The sequence below is a fragment of the Aquirufa sp. ROCK2-A2 genome (genome assembly GCF_054558485.1).
Map to the genome: position 1 here is coordinate 20,962 of NZ_JBPXKA010000007.1, position 20,574 is coordinate 41,535.

At 37.2% G+C, this 20,574-nt stretch carries 15 protein-coding genes; 8 read left to right on the forward strand and 7 right to left on the reverse strand.

Annotated elements, in window-relative coordinates:
- Nucleotides 1-78 precede the first annotated feature (78 nt).
- Together guaA and V7S76_RS09630 are read right to left on the reverse strand one after the other, a co-directional pair.
- Nucleotides 79-1,602, reverse strand: coding sequence for a glutamine-hydrolyzing GMP synthase (guaA, locus tag V7S76_RS09625; RefSeq protein WP_459509888.1), 1,524 nt, complete (start codon nt 1,600-1,602; stop codon nt 79-81).
- Between the two features lie 66 nt (nt 1,603-1,668).
- Nucleotides 1,669-2,844 (reverse strand): exo-beta-N-acetylmuramidase NamZ family protein, encoded by a 1,176-nt coding sequence (locus V7S76_RS09630; RefSeq protein WP_459509889.1) that lies wholly within the window; start codon nt 2,842-2,844, stop codon nt 1,669-1,671.
- A gap of 73 nt (nt 2,845-2,917) precedes the next feature.
- Here V7S76_RS09630 and V7S76_RS09635 point away from each other — a divergent pair, with 73 nt between their 5' ends.
- Both V7S76_RS09635 and V7S76_RS09640 read left to right on the forward strand, forming a co-directional pair.
- Nucleotides 2,918-4,126, forward strand: a complete 1,209-nt coding sequence (locus V7S76_RS09635; RefSeq protein WP_459509890.1) for an ABC transporter permease — start codon at nt 2,918-2,920, stop codon at nt 4,124-4,126.
- Nucleotides 4,126-5,985 carry a M61 family metallopeptidase gene (locus V7S76_RS09640; RefSeq protein ID WP_459509891.1) on the forward strand — a complete coding sequence of 620 codons (1,860 nt, stop codon included), beginning with the start codon at nt 4,126-4,128 and terminating at the stop codon, nt 5,983-5,985. The genes V7S76_RS09635 and V7S76_RS09640 overlap by 1 nt, the downstream gene beginning before the upstream one ends.
- On the opposite strand, the gene V7S76_RS09645 is transcribed toward V7S76_RS09640, so the two are convergent.
- Both V7S76_RS09645 and V7S76_RS09650 read right to left on the reverse strand, forming a co-directional pair.
- Nucleotides 5,978-8,254, reverse strand: a complete 2,277-nt coding sequence (locus tag V7S76_RS09645) for an NADP-dependent malic enzyme (protein ID WP_459509892.1) — start codon at nt 8,252-8,254, stop codon at nt 5,978-5,980. The two genes, V7S76_RS09640 and V7S76_RS09645, sit on opposite strands and share 8 nt — an antisense overlap.
- A gap of 25 nt (nt 8,255-8,279) precedes the next feature.
- On the reverse strand, nt 8,280-9,536 hold the full coding sequence (locus V7S76_RS09650) for a cation:dicarboxylate symporter family transporter (RefSeq protein ID WP_459509893.1): 1,257 nt from the start codon (nt 9,534-9,536) through the stop codon (nt 8,280-8,282).
- A 130-nt stretch (nt 9,537-9,666) separates the two neighbouring features.
- On the opposite strand from V7S76_RS09650, the gene trxB reads away from it, so the two are divergent.
- Genes trxB through bshB1 form a run of 3 tightly spaced genes read left to right on the forward strand, consistent with a single transcriptional unit; the run spans nt 9,667 to nt 12,437 of the window.
- Nucleotides 9,667-10,605, forward strand: coding sequence for a thioredoxin-disulfide reductase (trxB, locus tag V7S76_RS09655; RefSeq protein WP_459509894.1), 939 nt, complete (start codon nt 9,667-9,669; stop codon nt 10,603-10,605).
- 9 nt (nt 10,606-10,614) lie between these two features.
- The gene (locus V7S76_RS09660; RefSeq protein ID WP_459509895.1) at nt 10,615-11,712 is read left to right on the forward strand and encodes a peptidoglycan DD-metalloendopeptidase family protein; all 1,098 of its coding nucleotides are present in this window, start codon (nt 10,615-10,617) and stop codon (nt 11,710-11,712) included.
- A gap of 11 nt (nt 11,713-11,723) precedes the next feature.
- Nucleotides 11,724-12,437 carry a bacillithiol biosynthesis deacetylase BshB1 gene (bshB1, locus tag V7S76_RS09665; protein WP_459509896.1) on the forward strand — a complete coding sequence of 238 codons (714 nt, stop codon included), beginning with the start codon at nt 11,724-11,726 and terminating at the stop codon, nt 12,435-12,437.
- A 62-nt stretch (nt 12,438-12,499) separates the two neighbouring features.
- Here the strand turns inward: bshB1 and pdxH are convergent, their stop codons facing one another.
- Nucleotides 12,500-13,132 (reverse strand): pyridoxamine 5'-phosphate oxidase, encoded by a 633-nt coding sequence (gene pdxH / locus V7S76_RS09670; protein WP_459509897.1) that lies wholly within the window; start codon nt 13,130-13,132, stop codon nt 12,500-12,502.
- A 65-nt stretch (nt 13,133-13,197) separates the two neighbouring features.
- Here pdxH and polA point away from each other — a divergent pair, with 65 nt between their 5' ends.
- Nucleotides 13,198-16,026, forward strand: coding sequence for a DNA polymerase I (polA, locus tag V7S76_RS09675; RefSeq protein WP_459509898.1), 2,829 nt, complete (start codon nt 13,198-13,200; stop codon nt 16,024-16,026).
- Between the two features lie 11 nt (nt 16,027-16,037).
- Entirely contained in the window at nt 16,038-17,033 is a 996-nt protein-coding gene (locus V7S76_RS09680) for a glycosyltransferase family 2 protein (RefSeq protein WP_459509899.1), read from the forward strand.
- Nucleotides 17,034-17,164: 131 nt separating this feature from the next.
- Here the strand turns inward: V7S76_RS09680 and V7S76_RS09685 are convergent, their stop codons facing one another.
- Together V7S76_RS09685 and V7S76_RS09690 are read right to left on the reverse strand one after the other, a co-directional pair.
- On the reverse strand, nt 17,165-18,031 hold the full coding sequence (locus tag V7S76_RS09685; protein ID WP_459509900.1) for a carbon-nitrogen hydrolase: 867 nt from the start codon (nt 18,029-18,031) through the stop codon (nt 17,165-17,167).
- Nucleotides 18,028-18,993, reverse strand: a complete 966-nt coding sequence (locus V7S76_RS09690; RefSeq protein WP_459509901.1) for a glycosyltransferase family 9 protein — start codon at nt 18,991-18,993, stop codon at nt 18,028-18,030. Before V7S76_RS09690 ends, V7S76_RS09685 begins: the two co-directional genes overlap by 4 nt.
- A gap of 98 nt (nt 18,994-19,091) precedes the next feature.
- Here V7S76_RS09690 and V7S76_RS09695 point away from each other — a divergent pair, with 98 nt between their 5' ends.
- Nucleotides 19,092-20,570, forward strand: coding sequence for a glycine--tRNA ligase (locus tag V7S76_RS09695; protein WP_459509902.1), 1,479 nt, complete (start codon nt 19,092-19,094; stop codon nt 20,568-20,570).
- Nucleotides 20,571-20,574: the final 4 nt, after the last annotated feature.

The following is a 20,574-nucleotide window of genomic DNA, read 5'->3' on the forward strand; positions in this document are numbered from 1 at the left end:
TTTCTCTTTTCTTTTACCTATTACCTATTACCTATTACCTATTACCTTTTACCTATTACCTATTACCTAAAAAAATGTCTATTCCCACTCTATCGTTGCTGGTGGCTTAGAAGAAATATCATATACCACGCGATTTACACCTTTTACTTTATTAATGATTTCATTGGAAATTTTACCCAAGAATTCATAAGGTAAATGACACCAATCGGCTGTCATGCCATCCAAACTAGTAACAGCACGTAAAGCAACAACTTGCTCATAAGTTCTTTCATCTCCCATCACTCCTACCGAGTGAATTGGCAACAAAATAGCGCCTGCTTGCCAAACTTGATCATAAAGACCGTCTGACTTTAATCCATTAATAAATATGGCATCCACTTTTTGTAATATATCCACTTTCTCAGGAGTAATATCTCCCAAAATACGAATAGCTAATCCAGGACCTGGAAAAGGATGACGACCTAAGATTTCTTGAGGTATCCCTAAAGTCTTACCAACCAAACGAACTTCATCTTTAAACAATGTATTCAATGGCTCAACCACTTTCAACTTCATGAAATCAGGTAATCCACCAACATTATGATGCGATTTTATGGTGGCTGAAGGTCCTTTAACCGAAACCGACTCGATTACATCGGGATAAATGGTTCCTTGACCCAACCAAGCCACTCCTTCAATTAAATGTGATTCATGATCGAATACATCAATAAAGGTTTTTCCGATTGCTTTTCTCTTTTGTTCAGGATCACTTAATCCAGCTAAAGCACCATAAAAACGATCTTTCGAATTAACTCCTTTGACATTTAACCCCAAAGATTTATAAGATTCTAAAACCTCTTCAAATTCATTTTTGCGAAGAAGTCCATTGTCGACAAATATGCAATATAAATTCTTGCCAATAGCATGATGTAACAATACAGCCGCAACTGAACTGTCTACACCACCCGACAAACCTAAAACCACTTTATCATTTCCAAGCTTTTCTTTTAATTGTGCGACGGTTGATTCAACAAAGGAATCAGATGTCCATGTTTGAGCACAAGCACAAACCTTCACCACAAAATTTCCTAGAATGATACCTCCATCGGTACTATGCGTTACTTCTGGATGAAATTGTATACCAAAAATGGATTTCGTTTTATGTGAAAATGCAGCTACTTGAACAGATTCTGTTGAACCTATCACTTCATATTCCGAAGGTAATTCGATGATGGTATCACCATGCGACATCCACACTTGACTATTCGCAGAAACACCATTCCATAAAATATGGTCTTTTACACTGGTTAAATGTGCACGGCCATATTCTCTATGTTGAGATGCTTGAACGCTGCCTCCTCCTATGTGAGCCAATAATTGAGCGCCATAGCAAATACCTAAAATGGGTCTATCTCCTAATTTGGCTAAATCGATACGAGGTGAATCTTCTTCACGAACAGAACATGGGCTACCCGATAAAATGATTCCTTTTACAGAATCATCCATAGATGGAATATTATTGTAGGGGTGAATTTCACAATATACTTTGAGTTCGCGTACACGTCTTGCGATTAATTGAGTTACCTGAGAACCAAAGTCAAGAATTATAATTTTTTCCGTCATTACCTAGAATTGCTTGAAAATAAACAGCAAAGGTCGGAAAATTTTTGAAAAGATTTCAATTAATTTTCAATTGGGATAGATGAGATACTGTTTTCTCATTTTTTTATACTTTGCCAAATCATCTTTCCAAGAATCCCTAATTTCTTGTTCCGTTTTGCCTGTTAGCATTTGAATCCTCAATTGATCTGTCCCGGCTAACTTATCAAAAAAAGAAGCCGATGTAAAAAAGGATTCCGATTTACCGGATTTCTCAAAAAAATAAAATAAATATTGCAAACTAAGTCCCACATTTCGGACATCGATTGTACTTAAATCAAAACCATAACATACTTGATTTTTCAATGGTGGATCCATAGCACCTGGCTTAGGTACAGGCGTAAATTGAAAATCACCCAAACCTGACATATTAGTCCCAACCACTTGAAATTGTTTATCTGTCCCTCTTCCCACACTGACATTAGTTCCTTCAAACAAACATAAAGAAGGATATAAAGCAATTGCTTGGTCATTAGGTAAATTAGGAGAAGGTGCAATGGAAATATGAACGGGATCTGAATGACGATAATTTTTCACAGGAATAACTGTAAGCTGGCAATTCACTCCATTATTTAACCATTTTTCTCCGTTAAACATATTGGCTAGTTCACCTATGGTACAGCCATGCAATAGAGGAATCGGATTAATACCCACAAAAGATATGAATTTTCTATCTAACACAGGACCATCAATAAATTTGCCATTGGGATTTCCTCTGTCCAAAATCATCAAGGGGACATTATTCTCTGCACAGGCTTCTAAAACATATTGAAGCGTAGAAATATAGGTATAAAAACGAGTCCCAACATCTTGAATGTCAAAAATCACCAAATCAATTCCAGCTAAATCCTCCGCCGTTGGTTTTTTATGTTTCCCATACAAAGAGATGATCGGTAGTCCTGTTTTTTGATCCACCTCATTATTGATATGTGCACCCGCATCGGCATTACCTCTAAATCCATGTTCAGGAGCAAAATATTTTTTAATCTGAACTCCCCTACTTAAAAGTGTATCAGCTAAATGTACACCATTAATTACCGAAGTATGATTCACTACCAAGGCAATGTTTTTGCCTGCCAACTTGGGCAAATACAAATTCATTTGGTAAGAACCCGGAAGAATAACTTTTGGCTTATTTGAAAAGGCATTTGTTTCAAAAATCAAAAAAGAGAACAATAAAAAGCTAATTTTGCAGAATAGTTTCATTTGAATTTGGGATGAACAAACAAGAATGTTCAAATATCGAATAAATTATCTAAAAATTTAACCTTGTTTAAGAATGAATTTTCCTCTTTTTGTCGCACGCAGGATTCGAAATACTCAGGATACTTCTTTCTCAAAGACCGTTACGTTGGTCGGCATTGGTACTGTTGCCATTGGGGCGGCAATTATATTAATCTCATTTTCCATTCTATTTGGCTTCAAAGAATCCATCATTCAAAAATTAGTTAATTTTTCTGGCAATGTACGCATCAGTAAAATTAGTGCGAATCATTCCTTGTCGGAGAGCCCCATTGTTCGAAATCTAAATTGGGAAAATCAAATTCGTCAAAATCCGAATGTAGATCATTTACAAGCTCACGTTCAAAATCCAGGTATTTTGGTTGGAGAAATTGGATTGAGTGGTGTAATTGTAAAAGGTATCGGCAATGATATGCCTCCTCAACAATTGAACAAAAATTTAATCGAAGGAAAAGCCAATCTAACAGAGAATCAAACCATTATTATCAGCAAGGCTTTATCAAAACAACTGAAAGCAAAGTTAAACGACAAATTGATTGTCTATTTTTTAAGTAATCCTGAAAGGCCGAGAAAAGTAAAGATTACAGGTATTTATGAAACAGGTCTAGAGGAATTGGATAAAATGTACGTTTTAGCTGATCGAGATTGGGTTCAAAAAATGAATGGTTGGACAAAAGATTCCTTGGGAACTTATGAACTTTTTTACAAGGATGAAGTAGATTTTAATGCAGTTACCACACCTATTGAAAAAAATATGCCTTTGGAATGGAAATTGGATACGATTTATGAAATTTATCCTGCCATGTTTGATTGGATGATGATGTTGGATCGAAATATTGTCATTTTCATCAGTTTATTGCTGATTGTAGCATCCTTTAACTTAATCGCAACGCTTTGGGTTTTGATCATGGAAAGAATACCCATGGTTGGACTTTTAAAGGCTCTTGGTTGTGATCATAAACAAATTCAACGCATATTTTGGTGGAATGGCTTTTTCATACTTATTAGAGGACTCATTCTTGCAAATATTATTGCAGCTGCCTTTTGCTTTATTCAAGATCAATATCAAATCATTCCATTGGATCCAGAAAGTTATTACATGTCTTCCGTACCTATTTATTGGTCATGGGAAACATGGTTGTATGTCAATGTAATTACCTGTTTATTGGTGGCAATCATCATTTCCCTACCAACCCTTTTTATCAAAAAAATTAATCCCCAAGAAGCCTTAAATTATAAAAACTAATGTTGAAGAACCTTACACTTTTATTCTCGATCCTTTCTCTTCCGCTTTGGGCACAAAATGAAGTGGTTTATTCCGTAGATTTAACAAACGTTCAAAACGACCAATTATCTATTGAGGTTTTGGCACCCAAATTTAAGACGTCCAATGTGACTTATTATTTGCCCAAAATTGTTCCAGGAACGTATGCCAACTATGATTTTGGAAGATATGTGAGTGAATTCAAAGCCTTTGATAAAAATGGAAAGGAATTGTCGGTTAAAAAAAATGGTTTGAATGGTTACACTATAAAATCAGCAAATACCCTTTACAAAATAAGTTATTTGGTAGACGATTCATGGGATAGTCCTGAAATAGAAGGTGAATATATTTTCGAGCCTGCGGGTAGCTCTTTTGAAGAAAATAAATTATTTGCTTTGAATACGCATTGCCTTTTTGGTTATTTTGAAGGATTTGAAAAGACAAAAATCAAATTAGAAATTCAAAAACCCAATGGCTTTTATGGTGCAACTTCTTTGAAAAATGTCGCATCACAAAAAAGCAAAAAAGATCAATTCCAAATTGCTTCTTATCAAGAATTAGTGGATTCCCCATTGATGTACTCAAAACCTGACACGGTTCAATTTAAAATAGCCAACGCGGATATTTTGATTTCGGTGTATACGCCTAACAATTTATTGACTGCCGAGCAAGTGGCACAAAAGATTAGACCCTTGTTGGAATTACAAAAAAACTACTTGGGTGGAACATTACCCGTCGATAAATACGCCTATTTAATTATCCTATCGGATCATTTGAAAAATGGTAGCTACGGCGCTTTGGAACATGCACAATCGTCTTTTTATTATTTGCCAGAGGGTAATATTCAGACCCTTGGACAAACCATTTCGGATGTGAGTGCACATGAGTTTTTCCATGTATTGACACCCTTAAATATTCATTCAGAGGAAATTGGTAATTTCAATTTCAATCAACCCAAGATGTCTCAACATTTATGGCTTTATGAAGGATTAACGGAATATGCCGCGCATCATGCCCAATTAAAAGAAAATCAAGATCTTAAACGATTTTTAAATACGATCAAAGAAAAATGGGAAACGATGAATGTCCAATTTGATAATTCGATACCATTTACGGAAATGAGTAAAAATGTCTTGGATAAATATAAATCAGAGTATAGCAATGTGTATCAAAAAGGTGCTTTATTGGGATTTGGATTGGATTTATCGTTAAGAAAATGGAGCAATGGGCAATATGGGACACAAAATATGTTGGAAGATTTAGCCAAAATTTATGGTAAAAATAAATCGTTCAAAGACGATGAATTATTTGAACAAATCGAAAAGCTTACTGGAAAATCAGAAATTAGAACGTTTTTCAATTCCTATATCCAAGGAAATAAACCTCTTCCTTTGAATGAATGGCTCCATTGGATAGGATATGAACTCAAAGCCAAAGAAATGAAAAATACCAAACGTTCGATGGGTTTTGATTTTCAAGGATTAAACGTCAATGCATCGACACACCGATTGGTGATCAATTCTGGCTCAAGTATTGATGAATTTGGTCAAACGATGGGATTATTAGCCAAAGATGAATTGATATCCATTAACTCTTATCCATTGGATATGGAAAATTTCTCGATGAGTGTGGGTAATTTTTTTGCCCAAGTTAAGGTGGGAGATATCATTGAATTACAAATAGCTAGACCCAACAAAGAAAAAGGCTTTGATAATTTTACGCTCAAAGCCCCTTTTAAACTTATTCAAGAAAATCAAATCAATGTCATCAGTGAATTGGTAAGTCCCAACGAATCACAGGTAAAATTGCGAAATGCTTGGATGAAGCCCTCCGCTAAGTAATAGCCTGGGCTTCCACTACCGCAATAGCAACCATATTGACAATTTCTCGGACAGAAGCACCTAACTGAAGAACATGCACTGGCTTTTTCAAACCTAATAGAATGGGCCCCACATATTCGATTTCAGCTGCTTCTTTCAACAAATTATAAGCAATATTAGCTGCCGAAAGATTCGGAAAAATCAAGGTGTTGGCATTTTCATTTCCTAGTTTGGCGAAAGGATAATTCTGTTGACGTAATTCTTTATCAAAAGCCAAATGTGCTTGCATCTCTCCTTCTATAATCCACTGAGGATGTTTTTCCTGTAGAATCTGAGAAGCTTCCCTCATTTTGATGGCATCTTCCCCATCCGCTGACCCAAAATTGGAATAACTCAACATGGCAATACGAGGTGTAATATTGAATCGCTCGATGGCTTCGGCTGTCAATTCTGTGATTTCAACCAAATCATTCACATTCGGCTGGAAATTGATGGTGGTGTCTGAGAAAAACAAAGGCCCTTTTTTGCTTAACAGCAAATACATACCAGCTACTTTATTAACCCCTTTCTTCTTACCAATTATTTGCAAAGCCGGGCGGATCGCTTCTGGGTAATTTTTGGTTAATCCCGAAATCACCCCATCAGCACGTCCTGTTTCCAACATCATGGCAGCAAAATAATTGCTTTTCTTTACTTGCTTGTCCGCTTCCCACTGAGTATATCCTCTGCGTTTTCTTTTTTCATAAAACAGATCGGCAAACTCTTTCAACAAAGGTTTGTTTTCGTTTTCCTTTATATCGATAATTTGAGCACCTGATAAATCAATGTGATGTTCTAAACTAATCGTTTCAATAGCCTTTTGGTTACCCAACAAAATAGGCAAAGCAATTCCTTCATCCAATACTTCCCGAACAGCCTTTAAAACTTGTAGGTTTTCTGCTTCTGCAAATATGATTCGTTTGGGATTCGATTTCGCCCGATTCAAAATGAATTTCATCACTTGATTATCTAGTCCCAATCGTTTCGACAATTGGTTTTCATAATCATCCCAATTCATAATTGGTTTGGTGGCAACTCCAGACTCCATGGCTGCTTTGGCGACTGCCATGGAAATGGAAGTAATCAAACGAGGATCCACAGGTTTTGGGATGATATACTCTGGACCAAAACTCATACTTTTTTCGTTATAGGCTAAATTAACGATGTCGGGTACAGGTTTTTTGGCCAAAGCAGCGAGTGCTTTGGCAGCAGCCAATTTCATTTCATCATTGATGGAGGAGGCCCGCACATCCAAAGCACCACGGAAAATAAAAGGAAATCCTAGTACATTATTGACTTGATTCGGATAATCGGAACGACCAGTGGCCATGATCAAATCATCTCTTACCGATTTGGCCTCTTCGTATCCTATTTCAGGAATTGGATTGGCCATGGCGAAAACGATGGGATTGGGAGCCATGGTCGCTACCATTTCTTTTTTCAAAATATGGCCTACAGACAAACCTAAAAACACATCAGCGCCAATCATGGCTTCGGCAAGTGTAGGTTCCTTGGTAATTTCACAAGCTAAAGGACTCAAATAAGGATTCAAATCATTTCTAGATTGGGATACTAATCCATCTTTATCAAAAATGAAGAAATTTTCAATTTTGGCTCCCAGTTTCAGATAGAGTTTTATGCAGGATATTGCAGCAGCTCCTGCTCCAGACACGACAAATTTTACTTGTGAAATATCTTTGTTCACTATTTCCAATGCGTTAATCAAAGCAGCAGATGATATAATGGCGGTACCATGTTGATCATCATGCATAATCGGAATGGATAAACGCTTTTTGAGCTTTTCCTCAATTTCAAAACATTCGGGAGATTTGATATCCTCTAAATTGATTCCACCAAAGGTTGGTTCTAAACGAACAACGGTTTCCACAAAATCATCTGGATTTGTACAAGCTAATTCTAAATCAAAAACATCGATGTCTGCAAAAATTTTGAATAAAACTCCTTTACCTTCCATGACCGGTTTACTAGCCTCTGGACCAATATTACCCAAGCCCAAAACGGCAGTTCCATTGGAAATCACTCCCACCAAATTCCCTTTAGCGGTGTAATCATATACTTTTTCGATGGAAGATGCGATTTCCAGACAAGGTTCAGCCACTCCTGGAGAATAGGCTAAGGATAAATCTCTTTGTGTAGCGGTTGATTTAGTGGGTTTTACTTCTATTTTGCCCGGTTTACCAGCAGAGTGGTATTCCAAAGCATCTTGTTTTAAGATAGGCGAAATTGACATATATGTAATTTATTGATGAAATTCACTATTCAAGCGGTGGAGTAAATTCTCCCTCATGTTTGGCAATCCAAATGGTCGCCACACCATTTCCAATAAAATTAGTAATGGCTCTAGCCTCCGACATAAAACGATCTACACCTAATAACAAAGCTAAACCCTCCATGGGAATGACTTGAAGGGCAGTAAGTGTGGAGGCTAATACCACAAAACCACTACCTGTTACGCCTGCTGCACCTTTTGATGTAATCATTAAAACGCCAATAATGGTTAATAATTGCTCCCAGCTCAATTGAATCCCATAAACTTGGGCTAAAAACAAGGTAGCCATGGAAAGATAAATACTGGTCCCATCTAAATTAAACGAGTATCCTGCAGGAACCACTAAACCTACTACCGATTTAGAGCAACCCATTTTTTCTAATTTATGCATCAAAGATGGTAAAGCTGCTTCAGAAGAGGAAGTTCCTAAAACGATTAAAAGTTCAGCTTTGATATAACCCAAAAATGACCCGATTTTTTCTCCGCAACTTCTCATGATCAAACCTAAAATAAGGAAGATAAATATAGCCATGGTCAGATAAACAGAAGTCATTAATTTAGCCAAAGGCAATAAAGAATGAATGCCAAATTTACCAATGGTATAAGCCATTCCTCCCAAAGCACCCAGAGGAGCTAAAATCATGATAGCGTGTAAACCTTTGAAAACCCAATGAGAGGCTTGCTGCATACCAGCAATCATTCTCGCCTTTCCTCGTACTTGATTTAAAAATATTCCAAAAAAGATGGAAAAGAATAAAATCTGAATGGTGAAATTTTCCTTAAAAAAAGATAACCAAGAAAATGAAGCGGCTTTTTGAGTGTATTTACTAATATCACCATTGGAAATTCCATCGGTAATTACTCCTAGACCTGGTGTCAATAAATGAGATACAGCTAATCCAATGATTAAAGCAAGTGTGGTGACAATTTCGAAATACAACAAAGCTTTTCCACCTACTCGGCCAACTTTTTTCAAATTCCCCATGTTGACGATTCCTAAGCTGATGGTTAAGAAAATGATGGGATGGATAAATAATTTGACTAAACTGATAAAAAATCCACTTAAAACTTCACTCAGAGAAGGTCCTACACTCAAATCTGCTCCCAAAAAAGAATAGGTCCATTTCTTCTCGAAAACAGGATATAAAGCGATGTCGGGATAAAAATGTCCTATTATAACACCCAATAAAATGGATAAAAGAACCCAAAAAGTTAAGTTAGATGTAATATTCTTTTTATTCATGCGTTTTGTCTAGAGTTATTAAACAAATGTAATAATTAAGACTTAAAAATCATTGTTTGTGATTGTAAGCTTATTTCCCGAATTTTGCTGGCTCGTGAACTATTAAAGGGAATTATTTGTTAGCAATATTATGGCAGAAAAAATTAAATGTTTGATTATAGGTTCTGGTCCTGCGGGATATACAGCCGCAATTTATGCATCTAGAGCAGGTTTACACCCCATTATGTACCAAGGTGGACAACCGGGAGGACAATTAACCACGACAACTGAAGTGGATAATTTCCCAGGATACCCACATGGAGTAGATGGTCCGGCCATGATGCAAGATTTGGAAAATCAAGCCAAAAGATTCGGTACAGATGTTCGTTTTGGTTTAGCAACAAAGGTCGATTTTCATTCAAATCCTAAAAAAGTTTGGATTGATGAAACCACTGAACTGGAAGCAGATGCTGTTATTATTGCGACTGGAGCGTCGGCAAAATGGTTGGGATTAGAAGGAGAAACGACTTTCAATGGATTAGGTGTTTCAGCATGTGCCGTTTGTGATGGCTTCTTTTATCGCAATCAGACTGTAGCGGTGGTTGGTGCAGGAGATACAGCCGCTGAAGAAGCAAGTTATTTAGCTAATTTGTGCGAAAAGGTTCATATGATTGTGAGAAGAGATGAAATGAGAGCCTCATTAATCATGCAAGAAAGAGTTAAGAAAAATCCTAAAATTGAAATTCACTGGAATTCTGAAACAGAAGAGATTTTAGGAGATGCCAATGGAGTAACGGGCATTCGATTGAAAAATAATCAAACAGGAACTACAGAGGAAATAGCCTTAAACGGATTTTTTGTGGCCATTGGACATCAACCTAATACGGGTATTTTCAAAGGACAATTAGAGATGGATGGCCAAGAATATTTGATTACCGAAAAAGGAAGTTCAAGAACAAATATCGAAGGCGTTTTTGCATGCGGAGATGTTCAAGATTCCATTTATCGTCAAGCAGTAACTGCCGCTGGCAGTGGTTGTATGGCGGCCTTAGATGCTGAAAGATGGTTGGCAGCTAAAGGTTTACATTAATACATATGTATGAAATTATCTTTTGTTCTTAGTTCATTATTGGTTTTGTTGATCTCTTTTGTCTCTCAAGGACAAGAGAAATCTTTGTTCAAAAAAAATACCAAAATTGAAATAAAACCCAATTCTACCAAAACCAGTAATAAAGACGATTTAGACGAATTACCTCCTCTACAGTTTAGAGTAGACACTGAGTCAAGTGGTAAAGTAGCTGGTTCTGAAATAGAGGAAAGAAAGTACGAACCCATCAAATTTCAAAACCCAAGTATCAGTAATTTTGATACCACCTCGGTAGACGAAGGCGAGTCATTTGTAGTTGAAATTGAGGAAGAAAATGCACCCGAAGGAAGTGAAGATTTTGTGACAGTCGCTTCGTATTATTCCATTTGGGATACCAAAAATATCGACCCATATGATATAGATGCCAAAGATTTGGATGAGCCCGTTGATATTGAATTATACAATATCCCATCCGGCAGAAACTGGTCAAATCCTTTATCAACTATCAAACAAACAAGTCCATTTGGTCCAAGATGGGGTAGATTACACGCCGGTGTCGATTTAGATTTGGAAACAGGCTACCCCGTTTTATCGGCTTTTGATGGAATTGTGCGAATATCGGGCTTTAACTATGGTGGGTATGGAAATTATGTGGTCGTCCGACATTACAATGGTTTGGAAACCCTTTATGGACACTTATCCAAGCGAAATTTTGAACCTGGACAATTTGTCAAAGCAGGAGATGAAATTGGTTTAGGTGGAAATACAGGAAGAAGTACCGGATCCCACTTGCACTTCGAAACAAGGTACGAGGGGAATCCGTTTAATCCTGTCAATGTCTATGATTTTGGAAAAGCAGAACCCGTTTCTGACCATATTCTCATATCGGCAAGAACATTTGACCGTCGTTTACTTTCCTTGAAAAATGAATATGGTAGTGCTGGTGACAAAATACGTTCTAGAAGAAAAGCTTGGACCAAAGTACGTTCCGGAGATACATTAGGTTCTATTGCCCAAAGAGCTGGAATTTCGGCAAGTAAATTAGCTAGATTAAATGGATTGAGATTGACTTCTACCATTCGAGCAGGAAAAAGATTACGTATACATTAATTCGTTGAAAGATGAAACTAGATATATTGGTGATGGCCGCCCATCCAGATGATGCGGAACTTTCTTGCTCAGGTACCATTGCAGAATACATCCAACGAGGCAAAAAAGTCGGGATAGTCGATTTTACTCGTGGTGAATTAGGTACGAGAGGGACACCAGAAATACGTTTAGCTGAATCAGAAGATTCGACTCAGATTTTGGGCATTCATGTTAGAAAAAATTTAGGTATTCGCGATGGATTTTTTCAAAATGATGAAGCAACGCAACTCCAATTAATTCAGGTCATTAGACGCTATCAACCTGAAATTGTATTAGCCAATGCCTTAGAAGACCGTCATCCAGATCATGGAAAAGGAGCAAAATTAGCGATTGATGCATGTTTTTTATCTGGTTTACGACAAATTAAAACAACAGATACCCAAACGGGATTAGAACAAACGGCTTGGAGGCCAACTCATTTATTCCACTATATTCAAGACAGATACCTAGAACCCGATTTTGTGATTGATATCACTTCACATTGGGCATTGAAAGAAAAAGCTATTCGCGCATTTAAAAGTCAATTTTTTGACCCCAATTCGTCCGAACCTAATTCCTATATTTCCTCTCCAGACTTCCTTAATTTCATTGAAGCGCGTGCCATGGAAATGGGTCATAAAATTGGCAAAAAATACGGTGAAGGTTTTCAGACACAAAAAACCATGGAGGTGAAGAACTTGATATAGGTAAGATAGGTAAAAGGTAATAGGTAATAGGTAATAGGTAATAGGTAATAGGTAATAGGTAATCAAGGGGCCAACCTTCCAATTTCCCAAATCCCATTCACGAGTTCATAGACCACTCGATCATGTAATCTAGATGGGCGACCTTGCCAAAATTCCAAATAATCTGGAATCAATTCATAACCACCCCAATGCGCTGGTTTAGGGATAATTTTTCCTTCATATTGCTCTTTCAATTCCTGAAAACGTTTTTCTAGGATTTCCCTTGAATCAATTTTACTGCTTTGTTCAGAAACCCAAGCGCCTAATTGAGATTCACGTGGTCTTTGTTGGAAATATTCTTCTGAAAGAGACGATTCTAATTTTTGCACATGGCCCTCAATGCGTATCTGTCTTTCTAGTTCGCCCCAAAAAAATGTCAAAGAAGCTTGAGGATGATGATTTAAATCAGCCCCCTTTTTAGAAAAATAGTTGGTAAAAAAGGTGAAACCGTGAGTAGCACTTTTCAACAGAACAATTCGTCCAGATATTCGAGCATTTTGACCTAAAGTACTTAAAAACATGGCATTAGGTTCCGCTATTTTGGCATTGACAGCCTCTTGAAACCAAATCCGAAATTGCTCCATCGGATTGGGATTTACTTGCGATTCCAGTAATTCTCCTTTTTGATAATTCTCACGAAGGGCAGCTAAATTCATAATTAATCTATTTATTCATTATCTTTGAAATTGGGTTCCTACCCTTTCAAAATAAGTCTAAATATATGAAAAAATTATTCCTTTTTGATGCGATGGCATTGATTTATCGCGCACATTTTGCATTTGCCAAAACACCTCGAATTTCATCAAAAGGAATCAATACCAGTGCCGTTTTCGGTTTTGCGAATACGATTTTGGAAGTTATCCAAAAAGAAAAGCCTGATTATTTAGGAGTTGCATTTGATACACATGCTCCTACTTTTCGTCACATTGAATACACTCCCTACAAAGCACAGCGACAAGAACAACCAGAAGATATTACCATTGCTATCCCTTACGTTAAACGTTTGGTAGAAGCCATGGATATTCCTTTGCTTATTTTAGATGGCTATGAGGCGGATGATATTATAGGAACCATTGCTAAAAAGGCCGTTAGAGCGAATCCAGAAATAGAAGTCTATATGATGACTCCCGATAAAGATTATGGTCAATTGGTTGAAGAACGCATCAAAATGTACAAACCTGCCTTTATGGGCAAGGGCGTAGAAATTTTAGGTCCAAAAGAGGTTTGCCAACGTTGGAACATCGAACATGTCGATCAGGTGATAGATATGTTGGGTTTAATGGGTGATGCGGTTGATAATATCCCAGGAATTCCCGGTGTTGGTGAAAAAACGGCCCAAAAACTACTCGAACAATTTGGTTCTTTGGAAAACCTATTGGAAAATACCGATCAGCTGAAAGGTAAACTTCAAGAAAATTTAATCAATTTCAGAGAGCAAGGAATTCTTTCCAAACATTTGGCAAGAATCATGATTGAGGTTCCCATTGAATATGAAGAAGAAAAATTATTGGCTACTCCACCCAATAAAACCTTATTAGAGCCATTATTAGAAGAATTAGAATTCCGAACCTTACGCAAAAGAATTTTGGGAGAACCTACAATTCCTGAACCTAGCAAACCCAAAGTAAGTCCCAAAAAAGACATCAACCAGATGGATATGTTTGCCAATCCGGGAGCAGCTGAAAGTGAGACTTCTGAGGAAGAAATAGCGGAAGAAGAATTCAAAAGCAATTTAAAGAATCTACAAAATACAGCTCATCAATACCATTTGATTCAAGGTGAGAATGCGATCAAATCATTGATTGGCTTTTTAGCTCGACAAACTAGTTTTTGCTTTGATACCGAAACGACTAGTTTACAAGCCGTGGAGGCAGAATTAGTCGGTATGTCCTTTTCCTACCGGAGTGGTGAAGCCTTTTATGTACCTTTTCCAGCGGATCAAGCCGAATCACAACAACAAGTCGATTTATTCAAAGAATTGTTTGAAAACGAGTCGATTCAAAAAGTCGCACAAAACATCAAATATGACATGAGCGTCTTGGCCAATTATGGTATTGAAATCAAAGGTGAAATCTATGATACCATGTTGGCGCATTATTTGATTGAGCCTGAAAAACGACATAACATGGACGCCATGAGTCTATCCTACTTGGGCTATGAACCCATGTCGATAGAAAACTTAATTGGTAAAAAAGGTGCCAAACAAGGAAATATGAGGGAAGTTGAATTGCCTCTTATCAAAGAATACGCGGCGGAAGATGCCGATATTACCTTGCAAATTAAACCACATTTGGATAAACAATTAGCTACGAATCCTAAAACTATACATTTGCTAAAAGAGGTGGAAATGCCTCTTTCCAGGATTTTATCCAGCATTGAACGAGAAGGAGTTAATTTAGATATTCCGTTCTTAAAGGAACTTTCCAAAAATTTGGAAACAGATTCCCAAATTGTTCAAAGGAATATTTTTGAATTGGCCGGTCAAGAATTCAATATTGCTTCTCCCAAGCAATTAGGTGAAATTTTATTTGAAAAATTGAAATTAGATCCCAAAGCCAAAAAGACCAAAACAGGTCAATATATGACGGGAGAAGAGGTCTTATCCAAATTGGAAGCCGAACATAAAATTGCTTCCATGATTTTGGATTTTCGTGAATTACAGAAATTGAAATCGACTTATGTGGATGCCTTACCGCAATTAATTTGTGGAAAAACAGGACGAATTCACACATCATTCATGCAGGCAGTAACTGCTACGGGAAGATTATCTTCCAAAGATCCAAACTTACAAAACATCCCAATTCGAACTGAAAGAGGAAGAGAAATCCGAAAAGCTTTTATTCCTCGAAATGAGCAATACCAAATTCTTTCTGCGGATTATTCGCAAATTGAATTGAGAATCATGGCGGCATTTTCAAAAGATGAATCCATGTGTGAAGCCTTCAATTTAGGACTTGATGTACACAAAGCCACAGCAGCGAAGGTATTTAAAGTGGCTCTAGAAGATGTAAGTTCAGATATGCGTCGAAAAGCGAAAACAGTCAATTTTGGAATCATTTATGGGGTTTCCGCCTTTGGATTAGCCGGGCAAATTGGCATATCAAGAACAGAAGCCAAAGAAATCATTGATCAATATTTCGTAGAATTCCCCAAAGTTAAATCTTACATGGATGATAGCATTGCGAAAGCCAGAGAAGATGGATTTGTCGAAACTATTTTAGGCAGACGAAGATATTTAAAAGATATTCTATCGAGCAACATGAATGAACGAGGTTTTGCCGAAAGAAATGCCATCAATGCGCCTATACAAGGGTCTGCGGCAGATATGATCAAAATGGCGATGATTCAAGTACAAGATTTTTTAGTGAAAGAAAATTTGAAATCCAAAATGATATTGACCGTCCATGATGAATTGGTCTTCGATGCGCATGTGGACGAAATTAATTACCTTCGTGAGAAAATTGATCACATTATGTGTCATGCTTTGGATTTAGGAGTAAAAATAGAAACAGGAATTGGAGTTGGTTCCAATTGGTTAGAGGCACATTAATTACCTGATAAGTGAAAATTTCCATTGCCCTTTGCACCCGAAATGGTGAAAAATTTTTGAGAACGCAACTCGCCAGCTTGGTTGATCAAACTTTAGCAGCTGACGAAATCATCGTGTGCGATGAAGGCTCCACGGATCAGACATTGGATATTTTGGAACAATTCAAAAATAAATTACCTCTTAAAATACATGTTAATCCAGAACGATTAGGTACTTTCCGGAATTTCGAAAAAGCATTTTCCCTTTGTACAGGGGATATCGTTTTTCCAGCCGATCAAGATGATTATTGGGATCCTCAAAAATTAGAACGTATTTCAGAGCATTTCAAAATGAATCCGGAAACAAATGTCGTTTTTTCAGATGCTATTTTAGTTGATGAATTTGGGCGAAAATCCGAAACACGTTTGTGGCAAACCTTTCGTTTCAGAGAAGAACAACAAAAACAATGGAAAGAAGGGAAAGCCTTGGAGATATTATTGGATGGAAATCGAGTGACAGGTTGTACCATGGGGGTTCGGAAAACATTTTTGGATCGAATATTACCATTTCCAAGCAATATTCCTTCGACCATCTTGCACGATGCCTACATTGCGTTTTTAGGAGCTTTGGGTCAAAGCATCGACTTCCTTCCCGCTGCCTATGTGCATTATCGATTGCATTCTCAACAACAAGTAGGAGTTAAAGGCAATCTCGCCAAAGCACCTAGTCTTTTGGACAGAATCAATCGACCGCATTTTGAAAAAACAAAACCCTATATTGAAAAATTAGTCATTCTAGAAGAATTGCAAAGAGTGGCTCATCAATTCAATCCACAAGTCAAATTTGAGCCCCTTGAAACAAAAATACTCTATTATTCCAGAAGAGGATTTTTACCCAAAGCGCGTTGGAAAAGACTTAAAAAAACCTTGGAAAATTTACTTTCTGGTAATTATCACCGCTTTCAAGACATCGATTCCAAAAGCTTTTTACAGCCCTATTTGATGTTTTTGGGGGATCTGATTGAATAGAGAAAGAGGTAATAGGTAATAGGTAATAGGTAATAGGTAATAGGTAATAGGTAAAAGGTAATAGGTAATAGGTAAAAGGTAAAAGGTAATAGGTAATAGGTAATAGGTAACTCTTCTATTTTCTCTCCTCCTTAATCAATAAATCGCTTTGTAATATCTCCATATGAATCAATTCTTCGATCTCTGAAGAATGGCCAAGTACGGCGATAGTATTCAGCAGAATCGACATTCACTTCAATTACGGTGATTTCTTCTTTGTGATGCGGCGCTTGGTAAATAACACGGCCGAAGGCATTACTCACAAAACTTCCACCCCAAAATTGTTGTCCATTTTCTACTCCTACCCGATTAACCGAGACGACTGGAATTCCATTGGCAACGGAATGGCTTCGTTGAATGGTTTGCCATGCCTGGTATTGTTCCCGATTAATTTCTCCATCTTTTTCCTCCATATCCCAACCAATCGCTGTTGGATAAACCAATACTTCTGCTCCTTGTAAGGCTGTTAAACGCGCAGCTTCGGGATACCATTGGTCCCAGCAAATAAGTACCCCAATTTTGGCAAATTTTGTTTCAAATACTTGGTAACCTAAGTCGCCTGGAGTAAAATAATATTTTTCATAATAGCCAGGATCATCCGGAATGTGCATTTTTCGATATTTTCCCAAATACATTCCATCCGCGTCAATCACAGCTGTTGTATTATGGTACAATCCTGCTGCTCTTTTCTCAAACAAAGAAGCAATAATCACCACTCCCAATTCCTTCGCTAATTCACCTAAAAGATCCGTGGATTTACCCGGAATTTCTTCCGCCAATTGGAAAAATTCTTGTTTTTCTTCAAAACAAAAATACACCGATTTGAAAAGCTCTTGTAAACAAATCACTTGCGCACCTTTTTGTGCCGCTTCACGAATGGCTTGAAGCGTTTTAGTCCAGTTTTCTTCAACATTTTCTGAACAAGATAATTGCACTAAAGCAAAGGAAACATTTTTCATAAGGCTTTGGAAGCTTGAATGATGGGTTCTAAGGATAATTGATTCATGCAATTGAAATGATTCAAGGGACAAAAATTAGTCCCCTGCGTCGTGCATGGCCGACAAGTTAATTCTTTATTTTCAATGGAAGTAAATTCCGCTTGGTAAGGATAAAATCCAAAGCCGGCATGTGTACCTCCCCAAATCACAAACATTTTCTTTTGTAATGCGGCAGCAATGTGCATCATAGATGAATCATGTACGATGGCAAATTGCGATTGTTGAATGATGGAAGCCGACTGTGCTAAACTCGTTTGATCACACAAATTCAGCACTTTTTCAGGGAATAGTGTCGACAGACGAAAACCAAAATTTTCATCCCAACGGTCTCCTATCAACACCAATTTTCCTTCCACTTGATCGCACAATTCTATCATTTTGGGATAAGACAAGACCTTCGTCATGTGCTGAGCGCCTATGGCAAAAACAATGTATTTTTCAGGAATACCCCATTCTTGTAAGTCGACTTTCTGATTTTCTGGAATAAAAAAATCCAAACCTTTCCCATCCGAGTGAATATCCAAAGGGGCTAAAGCATCGAAATTCCGATCCACTAAATGTTTCTGGGGCAAACGATTCACTTTTGTTTTCACAAAAGCATTGCGCTCTTGGGTGAATTTATTGATTTGAAAAGGGATCTTTCCTATTAATAGACACAATAAAGTGGAACGAATATTTTTATGCAAATCGACAATGATGTCAAATTTCTGCCTACGAAGTTCAGCTGCTAAATTCCATAGACTTCCGGAATAACAGTGTATTTGATGGACATTTGGATTATTTTCCCAAACCGACACAAAATTCTTTTTGGTAACAACATGAATTTCTGCTTCAGGATATTTCGTTTTTAGGGCTCTGACAATAGGTGTTGTCAGGATTATATCCCCTAAAGATGAAAAGCGAATGCAGAGAATTTTCGTCATTATGTAAAAATAGCGATGCAAAATTAAGAAAATTAACATGTTAAGCCTCAAACTTTCATTCTTTTCGGTAAATTGCGCTCTAATTTTGAAAATTGTTAATGGAAAATAAAAAGCAAGACACTGCTTCCGCGCTTAAGGATATTATATCGCATGCCAAAGAATACGGTTTCGTATTCCCCTCATCCGAAATTTACGATGGATTACAAGCTGTTTATGACTACGGTCAAAACGGTGTTGAATTAAAAAATAATTTAAAAACAGTATGGTACAAAGCCATGACCATGCTGAATGATAATGTAGTGGGTATTGATGCATCCATTTTTATGCATCCCTTGACTTGGAAGGCTTCTGGACACGTAGATTCATTCAATGATCCGATGATAGACAACAAGGATTCGAAGAAAAGATACCGTGCTGACACTCTTTTGGAAGAAAAAGCTGCACAATATGATGCAGAAGGTGATGAAGCAAGAGGAAAAGCCTTGTTACAAAAAATGGCGAAATGTTTGGATGACAGTGATTTAGAAGGCGTTCGACAAATCATTATTGATGAAAACATCAAATGTCCGGTTTCTAATACAGCCAATTGGACCGAAGTACGTCAATTTAACTTGATGTTCTCTACGCAAGTTGGGGCCGTTTCAGAAGATGCTAGTTTAATTTATTTACGTCCAGAGACCGCACAAGGTATATTTGTCAATTTCTTAAATGTGCAAAAAACAGGAAGAATGAAAGTTCCTTTTGGTATTGCTCAAATAGGAAAAGCCTTTAGAAATGAGATTGTCGCTAGAAATTTCATCTTTAGAATGAGGGAATTTGAACAAATGGAAATGCAATTTTTCGTTCGGCCTGGTACGGAGATGGATTGGTATAAGCAGTGGAAAGAAACAAGAATGAAGTTTCACCAAGCGATTGGACTTCCTGCCAATAAATTAAAATTCCATGACCATGAGAAGCTAGCGCATTATGCCAACGCAGCTGTGGACATTGAATATGAATTCCCATTTGGTTTCAAAGAAATGGAAGGCATTCACAGTAGAACGGATTTTGATTTGAAAGCCCATCAAGAACTTTCGAAAAAGAAACAACAATATTTTGATCCAGAAATCAACGAAAGTTACATTCCTTATGTAGTTGAAACATCCGTTGGCGCTGATCGTTTGTTTTTAGCGATACTTTGCAATGCCTATACAGAAGAAACAGTTGGTGAAGGTGATCAAGAAAAACAAAGAACGTATTTAAATTTCCATCCAGCCATTGCCCCTATCAAAGTGGCCGTATTGCCATTGGTGAAAAAAGATGGATTGGCAGAAAAAGCACAAGAATTAACGAATAAATTAAAATTTGCCTTTAACACCACGTATGACGAGAGTGGTGCTATTGGAAAACGTTACACTCGTCATGATTTAATAGGAACTCCATTTTGTGTCGTGGTTGATTACCAAACCATGGAAGACGATACGGTAACGGTTCGTTATCGAAACACAATGGAACAAGAGCGCATTTCTATAGCAGACCTAAAAGAAAAAATTGGGTATGCTGTATCGATGGAGCGTATTTTTGAAAAACTAATTTAGTAAA